The organism is Nonomuraea sp. MG754425 (assembly GCF_021699195.1).
GTDB lineage: Bacteria > Actinomycetota > Actinomycetes > Streptosporangiales > Streptosporangiaceae > Nonomuraea.
This window is the reverse complement of record NZ_SSXE01000017.1, coordinates 23,650-43,233: the sequence shown is the minus strand read 5'-3', so window position 1 is coordinate 43,233 and position 19,584 is coordinate 23,650. Positions and strand designations below refer to the sequence as shown.

Below are 19,584 nucleotides of genomic sequence, written 5' to 3'. Positions count from 1 at the left end.
GCTGAGAATCGCTCTCAGCGCCGCACGCTTCAGGTCCCGGCCGTGGGCAGGGAGGCAAAGTCAGTCCAGAACGCGAAGTTCCCAGGGGTAATTGTCGGGCCCCGTCTCGGTGCAGCTATACGTCTTTGCACCCAGGGCGAGCCAGGCCGTGCCTGACTGGACACACTCGTAATAGAACATGTAGTAGCCCTCGTGCCACCACTCCGACTGTGGTGAGGCGTTCGCGCGTTGAGACACCCCTGCGGAACCCTGCGACGCCGCGCCGGCGTTTCCGGCCAGTCCCAGGGTAAGTCCGGCCACAGCTACAAGTGCGGCGAAAAGACCAGCAGCCCTCTTACGGATCATTGTCGCGTCATCTCCGTCTCGATTCGTGAAGCGCGTCTGGTGGGTGCGGACGCGCTCCATCCTCATGCGTCCGGACAGACCGGGCCAGGACACCATGAGGACTTCTACCGGACACGACGACGGACCGGATGCGGTCAGAAATTCGTGTTCTCATCGACCGGTGCCACCTTCCTGATCTGGTTCTCGTCCACTCCGTCCGCAAGCCACAGGTCCGCGCCACGCACCTTGCCTCAGGTGACTGGGGGAGGGGGATCTCAACCGTTGCCGCAGGACGACGATCGGCGTCTGCTGGGGGTCTCGTGCAGGTCATCACTCCTGGGTTGACCCTGACGCAGGGTCAACCTCGCACCATTGAGAACATGACCACAGCACGAGCCGGTACACCGGTGCACCACTTCACGATTCAGCACGACGGCGTCACCATCCCGGTGTCCCGGGGCGGCCGGGGACGCCCGCTGGTGCTGTGCCCCGGGCTGAACTCGACGCAGGCCGACCTGCGCGAGCTGACCGGCCTGCTGCGCCGCGACCACGACGTGGTGACCTTCGACCTCAGGGGCCACGGCCTCGCCTCGGCCGCCCGCGGCTACTCCTTCGCGGACTTCCTCGGGGACCTGACGGCCGTCCTGACGGAGCGGGGAGCCGACGGCGACGGCCCGCCCGTGCTCGTCGGCTACTCGCTCGGCGCGGACCTGGCCGTGCACCACGCCTCCGAGCATCCGGACGAAGTCGCCGGCCTCGTCCTCATCGACGGGGCGAACCCGGTGCCCGAGCCGTTCCTCACCGAGGCCGACCTGCCGGAGTTCCGCGCGATGGCGGAGGAACTGGCCCGGCTGCAGGCGGCCGACCGGGGCACCGAGCGTCAGGTGCTGCTCACCGCGCGGGAGATCCTCGACCTGAACGTGGAGATCGACCGGGTACGCTCGGTGCTCCTCGACCGGTACCGGCGGATCGACCGGCCGATCAGCATGATCATGTCGGCCCGGATGGCCGGTGACGGCGGCGACGAGCGGTCGGCGCGGCTCAACCGGAACTGGCGGGCCGGCGTCGAGCGGCTGCTCCGGGAGCGGCCGGGCGTCTCGGCGTGCTGGCTCGACGCCGACCACCGGCTGGTCCGCACCCACGCCCCGGAGATCGCCCGGATCATCCGGCGGGCACTCTAGGAGGGACGGCGCGATGCTGACCATCGGCGAGCTGGCCTCGTACGCCGGGGTGACGGTGCGCGCGGTGCGGCACTATCACGCCAAGGGGCTGCTGCCCGAGCCGCACCGGGACGGCTCCGGCTACCGCAGGTACGACGGCACCGCCGTGGTCCGGCTCATCAGGATCCGGACCCTCGCCGAGGCCGGGGTCCCGCTGGCGCGGGTGCGGGAGCTGCTGCGGGCCGACCCGGACGAGTTCGCCACGGCGATCGCGGACATCGACCGGCGGCTGCTGGCCGAGATCCGCGAGCGGCAGCGGCACCGCCGGCGGATCGCCCGGCTGGCGGCGGGGGAGCAGCTCGCCCTGCCGCCGGAGGTGGTCGAGTTCCTCGACCGGCTGCGGGCGCTCGGCGTGGACGAGCGGATCGTCCAGGCCGAGCGCGACGGCTGGATCCCGCTGGCCGCGCGCTCGCCCGAGCGGGTCCCGGAGTGGCTGGCGCGCAAACGCGAGCAGCTCGCCGACCCGCGACTGGCCGGTTTCTACCGCACGCTGAGCCAGGCGCTCGCCTGGACCGCCGACGACCCGCGGCTGGCCGGGCTGGCCGACGAACTGGCCGCCTACCTCACCCGGCTGGCCGACGAGCAGGGCGACGGCTACATCGACGACGTCGACATCGAGCTGCCGCTCGTCGCGCTGATGGACACGCTGGCGTTCGACACCGTGCCGCCGGCCCGCCGGCTGGTCGAGCTGCTGCGGGAGCGGGGCTGGACCGGCTGGACCCGGCTCGAGCGCGTGGCGCCCGCACCGGACGGACGCCGTCCACGGCCCTGAGCGCGCCGGGCCGGAGGATCGCCCGGTTCAACCAAAGCCGGTTCAGCCGAGCCGGCCGGGCTCGTAGCCGCCGCCGCGCTGGCTGACGATGACGCTCATCCGGTTGGTGGCGTTGATCAGGGCGATGAGCATCACGAGGTCGGCGAGCTGGTCCTCGTCGTAGTGCCTGGCGGCTTCCGCCCAGACCTCGTCGGTGACGCCGCCGGAGGCGTCGGCGATGCGGGTGCCCTCCTCGGCCACCGCCAGGGCGGCCCGCTCGGCGTCGGTGAACACCGTGCTCTCACGCCAGGTCGCGACCAGGTTGACGCGGGTGGCGCTCTCCCCGGCGTGCGCGGCGTTCTTGGCCCAGACGTCGGTGGCGTAACCGTCGCCGTTGATCTGGCTGGCGCGCAGCACCACCAGCTTCTTGATCGGGGCCGGCAGGGTGGACTCCGTCAGCATCGTCTGGCTGGCCGCGCCGAAGTGCTTGGCGGCCTTGGCCGCGACCGCGGTCGGGTCGCTGAAGAGGTTCAAACGAGCGGTCATGAGGTGCTCCTTCATCGTCTTACGCTTCTGGGCACAAGACGCCGGCGATCCGGACCCTGTGACACTCGTCCTGGAGAATTCGTCCGCCGCGCGGATCACCGGTTCGCTGCGGCGAACAGCACCGTGACGGACAGGCCCCCTCCTGGACGTGCGGCGGTGGTGAGGGTGGCGTGGTGTGCCCGCGCGACGGCGTCCACGATGGCCAGGCCGAGGCCGTAACCGCCGCCGCCCCCGTGACGGTCGGGCGCCATCCTCTGGAACGGCCGCAGCAGACGCGGGAGCTGGTCGCCGGGGACCGTCGGCCCGCTGTTGGTGACCGTGAGAACCGCCTGCGCGCCGGAGGTCTCCGTGGTGACCGTCATGTGCCCGCCCGCGTGGTTGTGGCGGACGGCGTTGTCGACGAGGTTCGCGACGAGGCTCTCGACCAGCCTCGCGTCCCCGGCCGTCAGCGCGGGCGCCAGGTGTTCGACGAGGTCGATGCCCGCCTGCGCCGCCCGGTCACGGCGGGTGGCGAGCACGTCCGCGGCGACGTGGGCGAGGTCGAGGTCGTCCCGGCGGGTGACGCCGCGCTCGCTGGTGGCCAGGGCGAGCAGCGCCTGGACGAGCCGCTCCTGGTGCCCGCCGAGTGCCAGGGCCTCCTGGCAGGCCGCGCGCAGGGTGGCGGCGTCGGCGTCAGGGTCGGCGAGGGCGACTTCGAGCAGGGTACGCAGCCCGGCGAGCGGGGTGCGCAACTCGTGGGAGGCGTTGGCGACGAAGTGACGCTGGGCGTCGAAGGAGGACTCGAGGCGGGCGAACAGGTCGTCCAGGGTGTGGCCGAGCTCGGTCAGCTCGTCCGCGGGCGCGCCGAGGTCGAGGCGGCGGTGCAGGTCCCCGGCGGAGATGACCTTGGCGGTGGCGGTGATGGCGCGCAGCGGTTGCAGGAAGCGGCCGGCGACGTACCAGCCGAGCGCCAGGGCGACGGGAACCAGGACGACCAGGGCGACGGCGGACCCGATGAGGAGCTGGGGCAGCCCGATCCCGGGCCCGGCCTCGGTGATCCTGCCCGGTGCGGGGCCTTTGGGGGTGGCCGCGTCGATGCTGGCCAGCGGCAGGTCGACCAGGACGAGGACGAGGACCCCGGCGGCGTAGATGCCCGCCGCGTAGGCGAGCGCGAGCCGCGTCTGCAGGGATCGCCGCGAGGTCATGGTTGTCCGATGCGGTAACCGCCCTCGCGGACGGTCTCGATCACGGGCGGGTCGCCGAGCTTGGCCCGCAACCGGTGCACGGTGTGCTTGACGGCGCTGCTGAACGGGTCGGCGGCCTCGTCCCAGACGCGTTCGAGCAGCTCCTCCGCGGAGATGACCCGGCCGGGCACCGCGAGCAGGCATTCGAGCAGGGCGAACTCCCTGGCGCTCAGCTCGAGCCGCCGCCCGGCCCGGAACGCGGTACGCCGGGCCGGGTCGAGGGTGAGGCCCCCATGCGCCAGGGTGGGCGGCAGCGGCGGGGTGGCGCGGCGGCCCAGGGCACGGACGCGGGCGACCAACTCGGCGAACGCGAACGGTTTGGGCAGGTAGTCGTCGGCGCCGAGGCTGAGCCCGTGGACCCGGTCCTCGATCGTGCCGGAGGCGGTGAGCATCAGCACGCGGGTCTCGTGGCGGTCGTGGGCGAGCCGCCGGCAGATCTCGTCCCCGTGCACGCCGGGCAGGTCGCGGTCGAGGATCACCACGTCGTAGCGGGTGACGGCCAGGCGGTCGAGGGCGGCGGTCCCGTCCAGGACGACGTCCACGGCCATGCCCTCGCGGCGCAGCCCGGTGCCGACGGAGCGGGCGAGGACCTCGAAGTCCTCGACGACGAGGACCCTCACCGCCGCGCACCGCGGCTCGGACGGGTGGAGCGGCGGGAACGGCCGCCGGGTCGGGATGCCATGCCGCAACGATGCCAGACCGTGGGTTCCAGCCCGGTCGCGGCCGGTGCGACCGGGCCGGAACCGGGTGCCGCGTACAACTCGCTGCCATGAGTTCTTTCACGCCTCACCGAGCCGCCCGGCCGGACGGTTTCTCCCGGGCGCTGCGCGCGGAGTGGGCCATGTTCCGCTCCCTGCGGGGCCTGGTGCTCACCTTGGCGGCCTCCGTGCTGGTCACCGTGTCGATCGGGCTGCTGGTCGCCGGGAGCGTCCAGATCAGTTGCGTGACCGCGCAGGGTGAGGGCCCCTGCCCCGCGCCCTTGCTGGGCCCCGACGGCACGGCGGTGAACGACAGGTATTTCTTCGTGCACCAGCCGCTCAAGGGGGACGGCGTCATCACGGCCCGCGTGTCGGACCTGACGGGGGAGATCCGGCTGCCGGACGCCGTGCCCGGGGTGCGCAACGTCACGAAGGGGGTGGTGCCGTGGGCGAAGGCCGGGCTGCTCGTCAGGAGGAGTCTCGCCCAGGGCGGCTCGTACGCCGCCGTCATGCTCACCGGCGGTCACGGCGTGCGGATGCAGCACGACTTCGTCCACGACGTGGCGGGAAGTCCGGTGCGGGGGCCGCGGTGGCTGCGGCTGACCAGGTCGGGCGAGACCGTCACCGGTTACGAGTCGGGCGACGGCCGGACGTGGACCGAGGTCGGCACGGCCCGGCTGGCGGGCCTGCCGGAGACGGTCGAGATCGGGCTGTTCGCCACCTCGCCGGGCGACGTGCGCGAGATGGCGAAACGTTACGCCCAGGCCGCCGCCACGTTCGACCGGATCGGGCTGCAGGGCGCGAACGGTCCGTGGCGGCAGGACGACGTCGGCCTGGTCATGCAGCCCGACGGCACTCCCCATCACCCGGGCCGCGCCGTCGAGTCCGGCGACGAGATCCTGGTGGCCGGGGGCGGTGACATCGGCCCGGCCACCATGGAGGGCGGCCTGCGCGCCGACCTCCTGCTGCTGGGCGGGGCCCTGGGGCTGATCCCGGTGCTGTTGGCGGCGGTCCGGTTCGGCACGGCGGCACACCAGGCCGGGCCGACCGGGTCGGGTCCGCCGGACGGATCCGGCGGACCCGGTTTGCCGGTCGGGTCGCGGCCGGCGCGGGTGCTGGGGGCCCGGGCCGTGGTGGTCGGCGCGGTCGCGTTCGTGACGGGCCTGGTCGCCGCGGGGATCGTGCTCCCCGCCGGCCTGGCGATGGTGCGCGCCAACCAGAACCGCGTCCAGCCGCTCACCCTGGGCACCGAGCTGCGGGTGATCGTCGGCTACGCGGCGCTGACCGCGTTCGCCGCCGTGCTGGCCCTGGGACTCGCCGCGCTGACCCGACGGAGTCTCGTCGCCGCCGTGCCGGCCCTCGCCCTGGTCGTCGTGCCCTACCTGCTGGCGAGCGCGGGCCAGGCCACGTGGCTGCTGACGATCACCCCGGCCGCCGGGTTCGCGATCACGCAGAGCATCCCGGCCTTCGCGCACGTGGACGTCGACCGGTCACTGCTCGGCGGCTATTACCCGCTCCCGCCGTGGGCGGGCCTGGCGGTGACCGTCGCCTACGCCGGCCTCGCCCTCGCGGCGGCGATCGCCGTACGCGGCCGGTCCGGCGCGACGCCGGAGCTCAGGCGTCGCTGAAGCGGCGGGCCAGCCGGGCGAAGGCGTCCTTGAGCTCGGGCGGGCCGACGACCTCGATGGCGGCGTCGTACCTGCCGAAGGCGGCGGCCAGCCCCGTCCACGACCAGGAGCCCAGGACGAGCCGGCAGCGGCCGGGGCCCACCTCTTCGACGACCCCGTCACGGGTGTAATGGGACACGACGGAGGCGGGCAGGTCGAGGATCACCTCGCCGCGGCAGGGCCAGTCGCCGTCGGTGGCAGCGGAGCCGGTGGAGCCCCTGAACCTGGCGGCCACGAAGGCGGCCACCGAGCCCCCGGGCAGTTCGCGCGGGGTGAAGCGGGGCCCGTTGGGGGTGCGCGGGGTGATCCGGTCGGCGCGGAAGATGCGCCAGTCGTCGCGGTCGAGGTCCCAGGCCACGAGGTACCAGCGCCCGCCCCAGGCGACGAGGTGATGGGGCTGCGCCCGGCGCGGCGGGACGGGCTCGCCGTCGTCGCCCGGCCCCGTCTCGTAGTCGAAGCGCAGCTCCTGCCTGGCGTGGACGGCGGCGCTGAGCGCCAGCAGCACGCCGCTGCCGACCTGCGGATCCGGCCGGAGCACGGGCGGCTCGACGGCGGTGATCCGCAGGGTGTCGATACGGTGGCGCAGGCGCGCCGGCATGACCTGCCGGATGGTGTTCAGGGCGCGCGCCGCGCCTTCCTCGATGCCGGCCCCGCTGGTGGTGGCGAGCTGGAGCGCGATGGCCAGGGCGACGGCCTGCTCGTCGTCGAACAGCAACGGCGGCAGCTCCGTGCCGGCGTCGAGCCGGTAGCCGCCCTCGGGCCCCTTGAAGGCCGTGATGGGGTAGCCGAGCTCGCGCAGGCGATCGACGTCGCGGCGGACGGTGCGGGCGCTGACCTCCAGCCGCTCGGCCAGCAGCGCCCCCGGCCAGTCGCGGCGGGTCTGGAGCAGCGACAACAACGCCAGCAGCCGCGCTGAGGTTTTCGGCATGCCGTCCATTCTGCCGCAGGACGCGCTGAGTAGCGGACACACCCTGGCCACTTCCCCTGGCACCGTGGTTTCCGGAAGAGCGAGCCGGGACCGCGCGTCCCGGAGCCGACAAGCAGAGATCAGGAGCCGAAGATGGCCGTCAAGTCCGTAGCGCATCTGAACTTCCGGGGCGACGCCCGCGCGGCGCTGGAGTTCTACCGGTCCGTGTTCGGCGGTGACCTCGCCGTCGTCACCTACCGGGACGCGGGGCACGCGCCCGACCCCGCCGAGGCCGACCAGGTGATGTGGGGCCAGGTCAGCGCGGGCAACGGCTTCCACGTGATGGCGTACGACGTGCCCGCGCGGCTGCCGTGGGACCGGGGTGAGAACGCGTTCTTCCTGTCGGTGCGCGGCGAGAGCGCGCAGGAGATCACCGGGTACTGGGAGAAGCTGTCCGCCGAGGCGAAGATCGTTCAGCCGCTGGGTCCCGCCCAGTGGGCCCCGCTGTACGGGATGCTGGAGGACCGCTTCGGCGTCGTCTGGGTCCTGGACGTGGCGACCCCCTACAGCGGCTGACACAGCGAAGGGAACACCAGCATGAGACCGCGGCCACTGAGCCGGACCGGGATCCAGGTCAGCTCCTCCCGCATGGGCACCATGAGGTTCGGCCGGATCGACGTGGCCGACGACCCGCCGACCATCACGCGGGCGGCGGCGTGAGCGCGGCGACCGTCCTGGACGCGCGGGCGCTCAACCGCGCGACGCTGGCCCGGCAGTTGCTGCTCGACCGCTCCGGCGTGCCGGTGCGGGAGGCCGTCGCGCACCTGTGCGGGCTGCAGGCGCAGGAGCCGCAGGAGCCGTTCGTCGGGCTCTGGTCGCGGCTGCGCGCGTTCGACCCGGCGGCGCTGTCGGAGCTGGTGGCCGGGCGCGGGGTGGTGCGCACCCACCTCATGCGCCGCACCGTCCACCTGCTGACCGCCGAGGACGTCCTGGCCTGGCGGGCCCGCCACGACCCCATGCTGCGCCAGCGGGTGCTCGGCACCTACCGGCGTGAGCTGGCCGGGGTGGACCTCGACGAGCTGGCGGCGGCGGGCCTGGCGGTGATGGCCGACGGCGAGCCGCGTTCGATGAGCGAGCTGGTACGGGCGCTGGCCGACCGCTGGCCGGACCCGCCGCCCCGGGCGCTGGGGGAACTGCTGGTCGCCGCGCTCCTCCCGATGGCGCAGCTCCCGCCGCGCGGGCTGTGGCGGATGAAGGGCGGCGTACGCAACGTGCTGCTGTCCGCCTGGCTGGGACGCCCGATCGACCCGCCCGCACCGGACGGCTCCGACCCGGTGGGGCAGGCGCTGGCCCGGCGCTACCTGGCCGCGTTCGGCCCCGCCACCATGGCCGACCTGCGGGCCTGGTGCGGCCTGGCCGGGCTGCCCGCCGCCGTGGCCGCGATCCGCGAGGAGCTGGTCTCCTTCCGCGACGAGCGCGGCCGGGAACTGCTCGACCTGCCCGGCGCGCCGCGGCCCGACCCCGGCACGCCCGCCCCGGTGCGCTTCCTGCCGGCCTTCGACAACGCGATCCTCGGCTACCACGACCGCGGCCGGATCATCGACGACGCGCACCGCGGCCTGTCGGTCGCCGGGGCCCGGGTCGTCCTGGTCGACGGCCGGGTCGCCGCGACCTGGACCGTCGAGGCCGGCGTCGTGATCGTCGCGCCGCTGGGCCGGCTGTCGCGCGCCGACCGGGCGGAGGTGGCCGAGCAGGGACAGGCGCTGGCGTCGTTCCTGTCCGACGGCGGCAACGATCGGGCGCGGGTCACCGAGCCCCCGCCGTAGGACGCCGCCGTCACCGCTCCGGCAGCAACCCCACCCCGGACACCGGCCCGAGATGGCAGAGCTTGTCGGGATTGGCCACCGAGTGGATCGTCCGGACCATGCCGTCGGCGATGTCCAGCCCGACCACGCCGGCGACGTGCCCCTCGGCGTCGTACATGACGGCGCCCGGACGGCCGTTGACCCAGGCCGGCCGGTAGGTGACGCCGAGCCCCCTGATCCGGCGGAACCCGCTGACCAGCGCCTGCGCGACGCGGCCGGGCTCGGTCATCGGGCGGCCGAGTGCCCGCGCCTTGCCGCCGCCGTCGCCGTGCAGCACCACGTCGGGGGCGAGCAGGCCGAGCAGCCCCTCGATGTCGCCGCCGTCGGCGGCCTCGAAGAACCTGCGGGCGAGCGCCTCTCCCGCGGCCCGCCGCGCCGGGAGCCGCGCGCCGTCGAGCGCCTGCCCCCCGGCGGCGACGCGCCGCCGGGCGCGCGTGCAGATCTGCCGGCAGTTCACCTCGGTCTTGCCGACGATCCGCGCCACGTCCGGGTAGTCGTAGCCGAACACCTCGCGCAGCATGAACACCGCCCGCTCCACCGGCGACAGGGACTCCAGCAGCACGAGGAACGCCATCGACAGGGCGTCGGCCAGTTCGGCGTGCTCGGCCGGGCCCGACGCCTCGGCGGGCACCACGACCGGCTCGGGCAGCCACTCGCCCACGTACGTCTCCCGCCGCACCCGCGCCGAACGCAGGTGGTCGATGCTCAGCCGGGTCACCGCTGTCGTCAGGTACGCCTTCGGGTCGATGATCGTGGTGCCCGCCTGGCGCGCCCGGGTCAGGCCGAGGAACGCGTCCTGGACGAGGTCCTCGGCGTCGCCCACCGACCCGATCATCCCGTAGGCGATGGAGAACAGCAGCGGCCGGTAACCGGCCGTGCCCGCCTCGTCCGCTGGTCCAGGCACGGAATCCCTCCAGAGAGCTCGCATGTCGCGCCCTGTCTACCAGACGCTCACCAGGAGACGGGGCCGAGGCGGTCGACGAAGACGCCGCTCGGGCCGTCCGCGTCGAGCGTCGCGAGCCTGACGATCGAGTCGGTGCCCTCGGTGACCGTCAGCTCGCCGGTGTGGTGGTTCATGTCGGTGGCGGCGAACCTGCGGGTCGAGATCTCGCCCGGGGTGGCGACGTTGAACTTGATCTCCGGGAGCGCCTGGGCGTACCGGACGGTGATCATGTTCAGCGCCGCCTTCGACGAGCTGTAGGCCAGCTCGTGCAGCTTCGACATGGGCTGGCCCGGGTCGGTCACGACCGCGAAGGAGCCGCCGCCGCTGGAGACCATCACCACCCGCGGGTGCTCCGCCGCCCGCAGCAGGGGCAGGAACGCGTGGGTGACCCTGACCGGCCCGTACACGTTGGTGTCGTAGACGGGGTGCAGGTCGGCGGCGGTCGCGTCCGCGGGGGTGACGATCTCTCCGGGCGCGCCGGCGTTGTTGATCAGCACGTCCAGGCGGTCGGTGTGCTCACGGACGAGGCGCACCGCGCCGGCCACCGACTCGTCGGAGGTCACGTCCAGCGGGACCATGACGACCTGCGCGCCGCCGTCGGCCAGCCCGGCGGCGGCGGCCCGTCCCCGGTCCGCGTCGCGCGAGCCGAGGAAGATCGTCCAGCCCAGCGCGCCGAGCCGGCGACCCGCTTCGAGGCCCAGCCCCTTGTTGCCTCCGGTGATGAGCACCGAGGTCCGTTCCGCGTTGTTCGTCATGCCCTCTGAGACGATCCGCGCCCGCGGTTGTGACACGTTGTGAGCGAGGTCACCCTCGCGGGCCGGTCTCAGTGGCTGCCGGACAGCTCGCCCGACAGGGTGGCGTGCATGCGGGCGCTGGGCGGGTTGAGCCCCACGATACGCACGGTCTTGCCGCGGGCGGCGTACTTGGCCTCGACGGTGTCCAGGGCGGCGACGGAGGAGGCGTCCCAGATGTGGGCGCCGGTCAGGTCGATGACCACCTCGTCGGGGTCGCCCGCGTAGTCGAACTGGGAGACCAGGTCGTTGGTGGAGGCGAAGAACAGCTCGCCGGTGACCGCGTAGACGACCTGCCGGCCGTCGGGGTCGAGGCAGGCGGTCACCCGGGCGAGATGGGCGACCCGGCGGGCGAAGATGACCAGGCCGGTCAGGGATCCGACGACGACGCCGATGGCCAGGTTGTGGGTGGCCACCACGACCGCGACGGTGATCACCATGACGCCGATCTCGCCGGCGGGCATGCGCCGGAGCGTGGCCGGGGCGACGGAGTGCCAGTCGAAGGTGCCGAACGAGACCAGGATCATCACGGCGACCAGGGCGGCCATCGGGATCTGGGAGACCAGCGGGCCGAAGACGATGCACAGCACCATGAGCAGCACGCCGGCGGTGAAGGTGGACAGGCGGGTGCGGGCGCCGTTCCCGACATTGATCATGGTCTGGCCGATCATGGCGCAGCCGCCCATGCCGCCGAAGAAGCCGGTGACGATGTTCGCGACGCCCTGGCCGATGGACTCGCGGGTCTTGGAGGAGCGGGTGTCGGTGAGGTCGTCCACCAGCTTGGCCGTCAGCAGCGACTCCATGAGCCCGACCAGGGCGAAGCCGAGCGCGTACGGGGCGATGAGGGTCAGGGTGTCCAGCGTGAGGGGCACGTCCGGCAGGCCGGGCACGGGCAGCGAGGAGGGCAGCGCGCCCCGGTCGCCGACGGTCGGCACGGCCAGACCGGCGCCGACGGTGAGGGCGGTCAGCGCGGCGATGGAGATCAGCGGGGCCGGGACCACCCTGGTCAGCCTGGGCAGGAACACCATCAGCGCGAGCGCGGCGCCGACCAGCGGGTAGACGGTCCAGGGCACGTCGATCAGCTCGGGCACCTGCGCCATGAAGATCAGGATGGCCAGCGCGTTGACGAAGCCGACCATCACGCTGCGCGGCACGAAGCGCATCAGCCTGGCCACGCCGAGCGCGCCGAGCGCGATCTGGATGAGGCCGCCGAGGATGACGGTGGCGATCAGGTAGCCGATGCCGTGCTCGCGCGCCAGCGGGGCGACGACCAGGGCGATCGCGCCGGTGGCCGCGGAGATCATCGCCGGCCGCCCGCCCACGACGGCGATGACCACGGCCATGGTGAAGGACGCGAACAGTCCGACGCTGGGATCGACGCCGGCGATGATGGAGAACGAGATCGCCTCGGGGATCAGCGCGAGCGCGACCACCAGGCCGGACAGGATCTCGGTACGCGCCACCGAGGGCGTCAGCCAGGCGGGCCGGCCGGGCCGCAGGCGCGCGATCAGCGGGGGACGGGCGGGCGTGGGGGCGGAACTGGGCAACACGACATCCTTCTGAGGTGTGCGCGCCCGTCCTGACGGGCGCACGAGGGCACCGGCCGATGGCCGGGTGTTCTCCTGCTGTCAGCGGGCGGCGGCCGGGAGACCCTCAGAGCCGCCGCGAGGATGTCACGGCGGGCAGCTTGCGATCATGGTCACGGGCATGCGCGCGTGGTGTTCCTTACCTCGGGATCGACGGTGTGCCGGCGGTGCGGGGCGCGACTCGGCCGGCCAGGCCGCGGGCAACTCTACCCTAACGTTAGGGTAGAGATCCGGCGGGGCCGGGCGAGCCGAGCAGCGAGGTCGAACGAGAATGCACGAAACCACGCCCTCCGGTGGGGAGCGCATGCACATCGGGCAGGTGGCGGCCCGGACGGAGCTGTCGCTGCGCACCATCCGCCACTACGACGAGGTCGGCCTGGTCCGGCCGTCGGCGCGCACCCGGGGCGGCTTCCGCCTGTACACCGAGGCCGACGTGGCGCGGCTGATGGTCATCCGGCGGATGAAGCCGCTCGGCTTCACGCTGGAGGAGATGGCCGACCTGCTCGCCGTCACCGACCGGCTGGACGACCTCGGCGCGGCGGCACTCGGCGCGGACGAGCGCGAGGACCTGCTCGCGCGGCTGGGCCGGTTCGAGGAGGCCGCCCGCGAACGGTGCGAGAAGCTGCGCACCCAGCTCGGCCGGGCCGAGGAGTTCGCCGCCGACCTGCGCCGCCGCTCCGACCGGCTGACGGGCTGACGGTCCTGACCGACCCGCCGACTGCGTAACACCGGACGCACGCCCGTCCCGGCGCTCGATGCCGGCGGGGCGTCGGCGATGCTGTGGGGGTGGAGTACGTGTCCAGAGTGCCGCGACCGCCGTTGGACGGGCTGATCGACGACCTTTACTACCTGGAGGGCACGCCGCCGTACGCCCGGCTGACGCTGCCCCCGGGCCGTCGGCGTTGCTCATCGTCAAGGCAGCCGTGGCCAAGGCGCAGGAGCTTGCGGGTGACCGCGTGGTCGAGGTCGCCGCCGGCGACGTCGGTGGCCAGGTGCTGGCCGCGGGCCTGATCGACGAGGTGCGCATGGACGTCGTACCCGTCGTGTTCGGGTCCGGCAAGCGCTTCTTCGGGTCGGTTCACGCGCAGCACCTGTTGGAGGATCCCGACGTGGTGATTCACGGCAACCGGGTGCTTCACCTGCGCTATCGGGTGCGCCGCTGACCGATCTGAGCGGGTCCGGGCAGAGGCGGTCGCCCGCGCCCCCGAGAGGACGCGGGCGAGGGTGGCTCAGCCGACGGCCGGGCCCGGGATCGGGGCGTAGCCGCCGAACTTGTGCGGCGGCAGGACCGAGGGACTGGGCTCGATGTTCAGGCCCAGCGACCCGCCGGCGAGGCGGGCCAGCAGGAACCCGGTGCCCGGAGCGTTGGGGCCGGAGCCGAACGCCGCCGGGTTGCCGGTGACCGTGCCGTCGATCCGTTCGAAGCCGCGGAAGACCGCGGTCGGGGCGGTCGCCTTGTTGACGTAGAGGGCGTCATCGGTGCCCCGGACGTAGAAGGCGGTGACATTGGCCTGGTAACTGATGGCGATGTCGCTGGTGACGGTGCCGCCGAGCGGCTTCCAGACGTACGGGACGGTATACAGGTTGAGCGTCCACAGACCGTTGTCCGCGCCCCGGGCGGCGATGAAACCGCCGCCGAAGACGGCGTCCTCGGCGACGGCGATGTTGCTGGTCACCTGCAGATCGGCGAGCGGCTCGAAACCGGAGACGCCGCTGGTGCTCACCCTGTTGACGTAGACGCGGTTGTCGGCCCCCCGGATGAACACCCGGATGGTGTCGTTCGGGACGACGAAGGTGCGGGTGGCGGTGATGTCGCTGGTGGCGTAGCCGCCGAGGCTGCTCCAGCCACTCCACGCGCCGCCGCTGAGGTTGTTGGTCCACACGGCGCCGTCGGTGCCGCGAGCGAAGATCCGTACGCTGGTCGGCGGCACGAGGTTGGGGACGATCGCCTCGACGTCGCCGGTGACGGTCAGGCCGGGCACCTGCGCGTAGCCGGTGACGGCACCGGACGGAGTGATCGTGTTGGTGTACACCTGGTCGTCGGTGCCGCGGACGAAGAAGTGCGTGCCGCCCGAGTTCACCACCACCGACGGATCGCCGACGATCACACCGCCGAGCGACTGGAACGCGCCGAAGGCGGAGCCCGAGCGGGGGCTGTACAGCAGCGAGCCGTCGGCGCCGCGTACGGCGACGCCGGTCGCGACGGGAGTGCCGACGCGGTCGAAGGCCACGGCGGGGGTGCCGAGGTCAGGGAGGTCGGCCGCGTACGGCGGCGGGACGGCGGAAGGGGATGCGGAGGCGGAGGGCGCCAACGCCAGGAGTCCCGCGGCGACGGCCAGGATCACGCTTGCCGTCAGGGTCCTGCGTAACCAGTGAGGCTCGGTCATCGAAGTCCCTTCTTCGGAGAGGTGACCTGGATTCGTTCATGGACGGCAGGTGGATCACCGGCGGCGCGAGAAGATCGGCTGGGGTCAGGTCTCGCAGAGGGCCCGCGCCCGGTGGGTGCGCGCGGGCCGGGGTTCCGGTCACCGTGATGGTCCGGATCCGTCCGGCGATCCGGGAGCTCCAGCGCATCTCCAAGATCGCCCAGGAAGTCCCCCAGATCGTCGAGTGCTACCGGATGACCGGCGACGACTGCTTCTACTTCACGATGCACCTGCGGGCGGTCGACGAGCTCGAACCGATCCTCGACCTGTTCACCCCCTACGGTCACACGACCACGTCTCTCATCCACACCGCGCCCGTGCCACGCCGCCCCCTGCCCCTGGAGTGAGACCCGGGCCCGGCGTGCCGACGGGCGTCAGGTGACGCGGGCCAGGGCGTCCAGCAGGTGGCGGACGGCGGGCGCGGGCGGGCCCGGCGGCACGGCCAGCGAGGTGGTCAACGCCGGCTCCACGAGCGGGCGCAGCGCGACCCTGGGCAGCTCGGGCAGGCCCGCGACCTCGTAGAAGACCGTCCAGGACGCGGGCCCGACGCCGATGTCGGCCAGCGTCTCGGCGAACGTCGTGAACGGCGGCCCGGCGGGCGGGGCGGCCCCGGCCGCCCGGCACGCGTCGGAGACCAGGTCGTGGAAGGGCGGGTTGTCCTCGCGGGCGGCCAGCCGGAGCGGCAGGTCCGCCAGGTCTTCGAGCCTGAGCACGGACGAGCGCGCCAGCGGGTGCCCGGCGGGCAACGCCACGTGCAGCGGGTCCTCCCAGATCGGCAGGAGCTCCAGGCCGGGGGCGTCGGTGAGGGCGCGGACCAGCGCCGCGTCCAGTTCGCCCGCGCGTACGGCGGCCAACCGGGCGGGCAGGGGGAGGCGGCGCGGCCGGACCTGGAGCCCCGGCGCGACCGAGGCCAGCTCGTTGAGCGTCCGGTAGACGCGGTCGCCCGGCCCGTGCACGACGCCGAGCCGCAGCACGCCCTCGGTGCCCGCGCGGAGGTCGGCGGCCACCTGCCGGGTGCGCCGCGCGGCGGCCAGCACCGCGCGCGCCTCCGGCAGCAGGCGCTCGCCCGCGCCGGTCAGCCGCACGCGCCGGGTCGTACGGTCGAACAGCGGCACGCCCAGCTCGCGTTCGAGCCGCCGGACCTGCTGGCTCACCGCCGACTGCACGATGCTGAGCCGCTCGGCGGCCCGCCCGAAACCGCCCTCGTCGGCGACCGCCACGAAGTACGCGAGCTGCCGCAACTCCACCCTTGTTCCCCGATTCATCTCGTTCCGTGATGGTCCTCGGTCATAACCGCTTCTGGTTCCCGGCTTCTTCCCCCGCTCGAATGGAAGCCGATCTCGAAGGGAACTGGATGATGACTGCCACCATGACGAAGGCCCTGGTCGTCCCCGCGGAGTCCGCGGAGGTCGTGGGCCTTCCGGCGGGCGGGGCGTTCACGCTGCTGGCCGACGCGAGCCACACCGCGGGCGCGCTCGGCGCCAACCTGCTCACGCTCGGGCCGGGCCGCGACGGCGCCGCGCCGCACTACCACGCGCGCTCCACGGAGCTGTTCTTCGTCGCCGGCGGGGAGATGGAGTTCCTCCTCGGCGACGAGACGGCGACCGTCGGCAGCGGCGGGCTGGTCGTCGTGCCGCCAGGGCTGCCGCACGCGTTCGGCGCGGCACCGGGGACGGGCGCCGAGTTGCTGATCGTGCTGACGCCGGGCGTCGACCGGTTCGGCTACTTCCGGCGGCTCGGACGCGTCCAGCACGGTCTTGAGCCGTTCGAGGGGCTGCTGCCGGAGCAGGAGCGTTACGACGTGCGCTTCGTGCCGGACACCGCCTGGCGGTCACCGCGGAACGCCCGATGAGCGCCGTCTCCGTGGCCGCAGGCGGGCGGATCGGGCCGCTGTCGAGCGCCGTGCGGATCGGCACGCTGTTCGGGCCGTCGGTGTTCGGCGTCACGTCCGCCGCCGTGGCGCTGCCCCAGGTCGCGATCGCGCTGCGGGCCGACCCCGCGCAGGTCGCCTGGGTGCTGACCGCGCACGCGCTGGCGCTCGGCGTCGGCACCGCGATCTTCGGGCGGCTCGCCGACTCCTGGGGCGTGCGGGCCACGCTGATGCTGGCGTCGGCGCTGCTCGCCGCCGGCACGCTGGTGTGCCTCGTGGCGCCCAGCCTCGGCGTCGTGGTCGCCGGGCGGCTGGTGCTGGCCGCCGGTTCCGGGGGCACGGCGGCGGCCGGCGCCGCCCTGCTCGCCGGGGTGGACCCGGCCGGCCGGTCCCGCGCGCTCGCCGGTTACGGCGTGGTCCTGGCCGGCTTCGCGGCCACCGCCACGCTGCTTGGCGGCGTGGTGACGACCTGGCTGAGCTGGCGGGTCGCCCTCGTGCTGCCGGTGTTGTCGGTCCTGGCGGTGCCGCTCTGCCTGCCGCTGGCCGGGCGGCCGGGCTCGCGCCGCCCGATCGACGTCACCGGGGCCGCCACGCTGACCGTCGCCGTGAGCACGCTGCTGGTGCTCATCCAGGCCGGGACGCTGCGGCTCGGCGGCCCGGTCGTGGCGGCGCTCGCCACGGTGCTCGTGCTCGCCGCCGCCGCGCTGGCCCGGCGGATGGTCAGGCGGCCGGACGGCTTCGTCCCGCGCGAGGTGACCGGCCAGGCCGCCAACCGGATCGCGGCCCTGACCGGCGTCGGCGTCTTCGGCGGCCTGTTCGCCACCATGTACGTCGTCCCGCAGTTCCTGGCCAGGTCGTACGGCTGGAGCGGGCTCGAGATCGGCGCGGCGCTGCTGCCCGGCGCGGTGGTCGGCGCGGTGTTGTCCCGCCGCGCCGGACGGCTCGGCCCCCGCCCCGCCCGTCTGCTGCTGGCCGGTGCCGCGCTGGCCGCGGCGGTCGCTCTCGCCGTGACGGCGACGGGCCTGGGCGGGCCCTGGCCCGCGGTGGCCGCCGCCTCGCTCTGCCTGGCCGCGTTCGCCGTCACCCAGGTGGTGATCACCGGCGAGGTGTCGGCGCGACTGCCCCTTGCGCTGCGCGGCGCGGGGATGGGGCTGCTCAACCTGACGTTCTTCGTCGGCGGCGGGGTGGGCTCGGCCGTCGCCGGGGCGCTGGCGGCGGTCCTGGGCCTGCCCGGCACACTCGCGGTCGTCGCCCTCTTCCCCCTGGCCGCGGCGGCCCTGTCCGCCCGGCGGGACCGGCCGGCCTGACCACCGGACCGGGCCCGCCGCAGCGGCCCGAACAGCTCGGCAAGGTCCTGGGCATCCAGCTCGCCACACCCGCATGGCGGCTGCTGGACGCCTGGCCCGTCCGCGCCCCGGCGGCTACGGGCGGCCCAGCGCCCGGTACGTCCAGCCGGCCCCGCGCCAGCGCCCGGCGTCCAGGGCGTTGCGCCCGTCGACGATGTTGCGGGCCCGGACCACCTTCCCGAGGATTTCGGGGTCCAGTTCGCGGAACTCGCGCCACTCGGTGAGCAGCAGCACGGCGTCCGCGTCGCGCGCCGCCTCCCGCGTCGACGTGGCGTAGCCCAGGTGCGGGTGCGCCCGGCGGGCGTTGGCCAGCGCCGCGGGATCGTACACGGTGACCGTGCCGCCCTGCTCGCGGATCGTGGCGGCGACGTCCAGCGCGGGGGAGTCGCGGATGTCGTCGGAGCCGGGCTTGAAGGACGCCCCGAGCACGCCGATCGCCTTGCCCGCGAACGTGCCGCCGACCAGGTCACGGGCCAGACCGACGGTACGGGCCCGGCACCGCAGGTTGATCGCGTCCACCTCGCGCAGGAACGACAGTGCCCGGTCCACGCCCAGTTCCCCGGCGCGGGCCAGGAACGCGCGGATGTCCTTGGGCAGGCAGCCGCCGCCGAAGCCGAGCCCCGGGCTCAGGAACCTGCCGCCGATGCGGCCGTCGTGGGAGAGCGCCTCCGCGAGCTTGGTGACGTCGGCGTCCGAGACCTCGCAGACCTCGGCCATCGCGTTGATGAACGAGATCTTGGTGGCGAGGAACGCGTTCGCCGCGACCTTCACCAGCTCCGCGGTCTGGTAGTCGGTGAGCACCAGCGGGATGCCCTCGGCGAGCAGCTTGGCGTACACCTCGCGCAGCACCTGCCCGGCCCGCTCGGAGGCGGCGCCGATGACGATGCGGTCGGGGCGTAGCGTGTCCTGCACCGCGTAGCCCTCGCGCAGGAACTCCGGGTTCCACGCCAGTTCGGCGCCGTCGCCGACGGGCGCGCCCGCGGTGATGCGCTCGGCCAGCCCGGCGGCGGTGCCGACCGGGACCGTGGACTTGCCGACGATCAGGCACTCCCGCCGCAGGTGGGGGACGAGCGCGTCGACGGCCCCGTGGACCTGGCTCAGGTCGGCGGCCCCGGAGCCGGCGAGCTGGGGCGTGCCCACGCACAGGAAGTGCACGTCACCGAACGCGGCGGCCTGCTCGAACGACGTCGTGAACGCGAGCCGCCCGGCGTCGAGGTTGCGGCGCAGGAGCTGCTGAAGACCAGGCTCGTGGACGGGCAGGTCACCGGCCGCCAGCCGGGCCACCTTCTCGTGATCGACGTCGATGCCCAGCACCTCGAACCCGAGCTCGGCCATGCACGCGGCATGGGTCGCGCCCAGGTATCCGGTGCCGATCACCGTCAGGCGGTGCGCCAACGCTTCTCCTTTCGCGGGACGTCCGA

Annotated in this window: 21 protein-coding genes; 11 read left to right on the top strand and 10 right to left on the bottom strand. The window is 73.7% G+C overall.

Features of this window, described 5'->3' with window-relative positions:
• Positions 1-704: 704 nt before the first annotated feature.
• The gene (locus FAF44_RS08295; protein WP_237102447.1) at positions 705-1,505 is read left to right on the top strand and encodes an alpha/beta fold hydrolase; all 801 of its coding nucleotides are present in this window, start codon (positions 705-707) and stop codon (positions 1,503-1,505) included.
• A 13-nt stretch (positions 1,506-1,518) separates the two neighbouring features.
• On the top strand, positions 1,519-2,316 hold the full coding sequence (locus FAF44_RS08290) for a MerR family transcriptional regulator (RefSeq protein WP_237102446.1): 798 nt from the start codon (positions 1,519-1,521) through the stop codon (positions 2,314-2,316).
• A 42-nt stretch (positions 2,317-2,358) separates the two neighbouring features.
• Here the strand turns inward: FAF44_RS08290 and FAF44_RS08285 are convergent, their stop codons facing one another.
• The 3 genes from FAF44_RS08285 to FAF44_RS08275 form a co-directional block, all read right to left on the bottom strand.
• Positions 2,359-2,841, bottom strand: coding sequence for a carboxymuconolactone decarboxylase family protein (locus FAF44_RS08285; RefSeq protein WP_237102445.1), 483 nt, complete (start codon positions 2,839-2,841; stop codon positions 2,359-2,361).
• Between the two features lie 95 nt (positions 2,842-2,936).
• On the bottom strand, positions 2,937-4,025 hold the full coding sequence (locus FAF44_RS08280) for a HAMP domain-containing sensor histidine kinase (protein ID WP_237102444.1): 1,089 nt from the start codon (positions 4,023-4,025) through the stop codon (positions 2,937-2,939).
• Positions 4,022-4,684 (bottom strand): response regulator transcription factor, encoded by a 663-nt coding sequence (locus tag FAF44_RS08275; RefSeq protein ID WP_237102443.1) that lies wholly within the window; start codon positions 4,682-4,684, stop codon positions 4,022-4,024. Before FAF44_RS08275 ends, FAF44_RS08280 begins: the two co-directional genes overlap by 4 nt.
• Before the next feature lie 149 nt (positions 4,685-4,833).
• Here FAF44_RS08275 and FAF44_RS08270 point away from each other — a divergent pair, with 149 nt between their 5' ends.
• Complete coding sequence (locus FAF44_RS08270) at positions 4,834-6,390, top strand: DUF1349 domain-containing protein (RefSeq protein ID WP_237102442.1); 1,557 nt, start codon at positions 4,834-4,836, stop codon at positions 6,388-6,390.
• On the opposite strand, the gene FAF44_RS08265 is transcribed toward FAF44_RS08270, so the two are convergent.
• Positions 6,377-7,357: a YafY family protein gene (locus FAF44_RS08265; protein WP_237102441.1), complete on the bottom strand. Its 981-nt coding sequence runs from the start codon at positions 7,355-7,357 to the stop codon at positions 6,377-6,379. The genes FAF44_RS08270 and FAF44_RS08265 overlap by 14 nt on opposite strands.
• A 132-nt stretch (positions 7,358-7,489) precedes the next feature.
• Between FAF44_RS08265 and FAF44_RS08260 the strand changes: the two genes are divergently transcribed.
• The 3 genes from FAF44_RS08260 to FAF44_RS08255 are packed head-to-tail and all read left to right on the top strand — an operon-like array spanning position 7,490 to position 9,162.
• Positions 7,490-7,912 (top strand): VOC family protein, encoded by a 423-nt coding sequence (locus FAF44_RS08260; protein WP_237102440.1) that lies wholly within the window; start codon positions 7,490-7,492, stop codon positions 7,910-7,912.
• Between the two features lie 21 nt (positions 7,913-7,933).
• A complete protein-coding gene (locus FAF44_RS54545) occupies positions 7,934-8,056 on the top strand; it encodes a hypothetical protein (protein WP_272894227.1) in 123 nt (40 codons plus the stop codon).
• Entirely contained in the window at positions 8,053-9,162 is a 1,110-nt protein-coding gene (locus FAF44_RS08255) for a winged helix DNA-binding domain-containing protein (protein WP_237102439.1), read from the top strand. The genes FAF44_RS54545 and FAF44_RS08255 overlap by 4 nt, the downstream gene beginning before the upstream one ends.
• A 10-nt stretch (positions 9,163-9,172) precedes the next feature.
• Here the strand turns inward: FAF44_RS08255 and sigJ are convergent, their stop codons facing one another.
• The 3 genes from sigJ to FAF44_RS08240 form a co-directional block, all read right to left on the bottom strand.
• Positions 9,173-10,105 carry an RNA polymerase sigma factor SigJ gene (gene sigJ, locus FAF44_RS08250; protein ID WP_237102438.1) on the bottom strand — a complete coding sequence of 311 codons (933 nt, stop codon included), beginning with the start codon at positions 10,103-10,105 and terminating at the stop codon, positions 9,173-9,175.
• Between the two features lie 47 nt (positions 10,106-10,152).
• A complete protein-coding gene (locus FAF44_RS08245; protein ID WP_237102437.1) occupies positions 10,153-10,899 on the bottom strand; it encodes an SDR family NAD(P)-dependent oxidoreductase in 747 nt (248 codons plus the stop codon).
• A gap of 68 nt (positions 10,900-10,967) precedes the next feature.
• The gene (locus tag FAF44_RS08240; RefSeq protein WP_237102601.1) at positions 10,968-12,446 is read right to left on the bottom strand and encodes a SulP family inorganic anion transporter; all 1,479 of its coding nucleotides are present in this window, start codon (positions 12,444-12,446) and stop codon (positions 10,968-10,970) included.
• A gap of 346 nt (positions 12,447-12,792) precedes the next feature.
• Here FAF44_RS08240 and FAF44_RS08235 point away from each other — a divergent pair, with 346 nt between their 5' ends.
• Together FAF44_RS08235 and FAF44_RS55725 are read left to right on the top strand one after the other, a co-directional pair.
• A complete protein-coding gene (locus FAF44_RS08235; RefSeq protein WP_237102436.1) occupies positions 12,793-13,218 on the top strand; it encodes a MerR family transcriptional regulator in 426 nt (141 codons plus the stop codon).
• A 226-nt stretch (positions 13,219-13,444) separates the two neighbouring features.
• A complete protein-coding gene (locus tag FAF44_RS55725; RefSeq protein ID WP_237102435.1) occupies positions 13,445-13,684 on the top strand; it encodes a dihydrofolate reductase family protein in 240 nt (79 codons plus the stop codon).
• A 66-nt stretch (positions 13,685-13,750) separates the two neighbouring features.
• On the opposite strand, the gene FAF44_RS08225 is transcribed toward FAF44_RS55725, so the two are convergent.
• Positions 13,751-14,908, bottom strand: a complete 1,158-nt coding sequence (locus FAF44_RS08225; RefSeq protein WP_237102434.1) for a hypothetical protein — start codon at positions 14,906-14,908, stop codon at positions 13,751-13,753.
• Between the two features lie 146 nt (positions 14,909-15,054).
• On the opposite strand from FAF44_RS08225, the gene FAF44_RS08220 reads away from it, so the two are divergent.
• Positions 15,055-15,294, top strand: coding sequence for an Lrp/AsnC ligand binding domain-containing protein (locus tag FAF44_RS08220; RefSeq protein WP_237102433.1), 240 nt, complete (start codon positions 15,055-15,057; stop codon positions 15,292-15,294).
• 27 nt (positions 15,295-15,321) lie between these two features.
• Here FAF44_RS08220 and FAF44_RS08215 read toward each other — a convergent pair whose 3' ends face one another.
• Entirely contained in the window at positions 15,322-16,212 is an 891-nt protein-coding gene (locus tag FAF44_RS08215; RefSeq protein WP_237102432.1) for a LysR family transcriptional regulator, read from the bottom strand.
• An 89-nt stretch (positions 16,213-16,301) separates the two neighbouring features.
• On the opposite strand from FAF44_RS08215, the gene FAF44_RS08210 reads away from it, so the two are divergent.
• Both FAF44_RS08210 and FAF44_RS08205 read left to right on the top strand, forming a co-directional pair.
• Positions 16,302-16,799 (top strand): cupin domain-containing protein, encoded by a 498-nt coding sequence (locus FAF44_RS08210; RefSeq protein WP_237102431.1) that lies wholly within the window; start codon positions 16,302-16,304, stop codon positions 16,797-16,799.
• Entirely contained in the window at positions 16,796-18,124 is a 1,329-nt protein-coding gene (locus tag FAF44_RS08205; RefSeq protein WP_237102430.1) for an MFS transporter, read from the top strand. The genes FAF44_RS08210 and FAF44_RS08205 overlap by 4 nt, the downstream gene beginning before the upstream one ends.
• 114 nt (positions 18,125-18,238) lie before the next feature.
• On the opposite strand, the gene FAF44_RS08200 is transcribed toward FAF44_RS08205, so the two are convergent.
• Positions 18,239-19,558: a UDP-glucose/GDP-mannose dehydrogenase family protein gene (locus FAF44_RS08200; RefSeq protein ID WP_272894225.1), complete on the bottom strand. Its 1,320-nt coding sequence runs from the start codon at positions 19,556-19,558 to the stop codon at positions 18,239-18,241.
• Positions 19,559-19,584 lie beyond the last annotated feature (26 nt).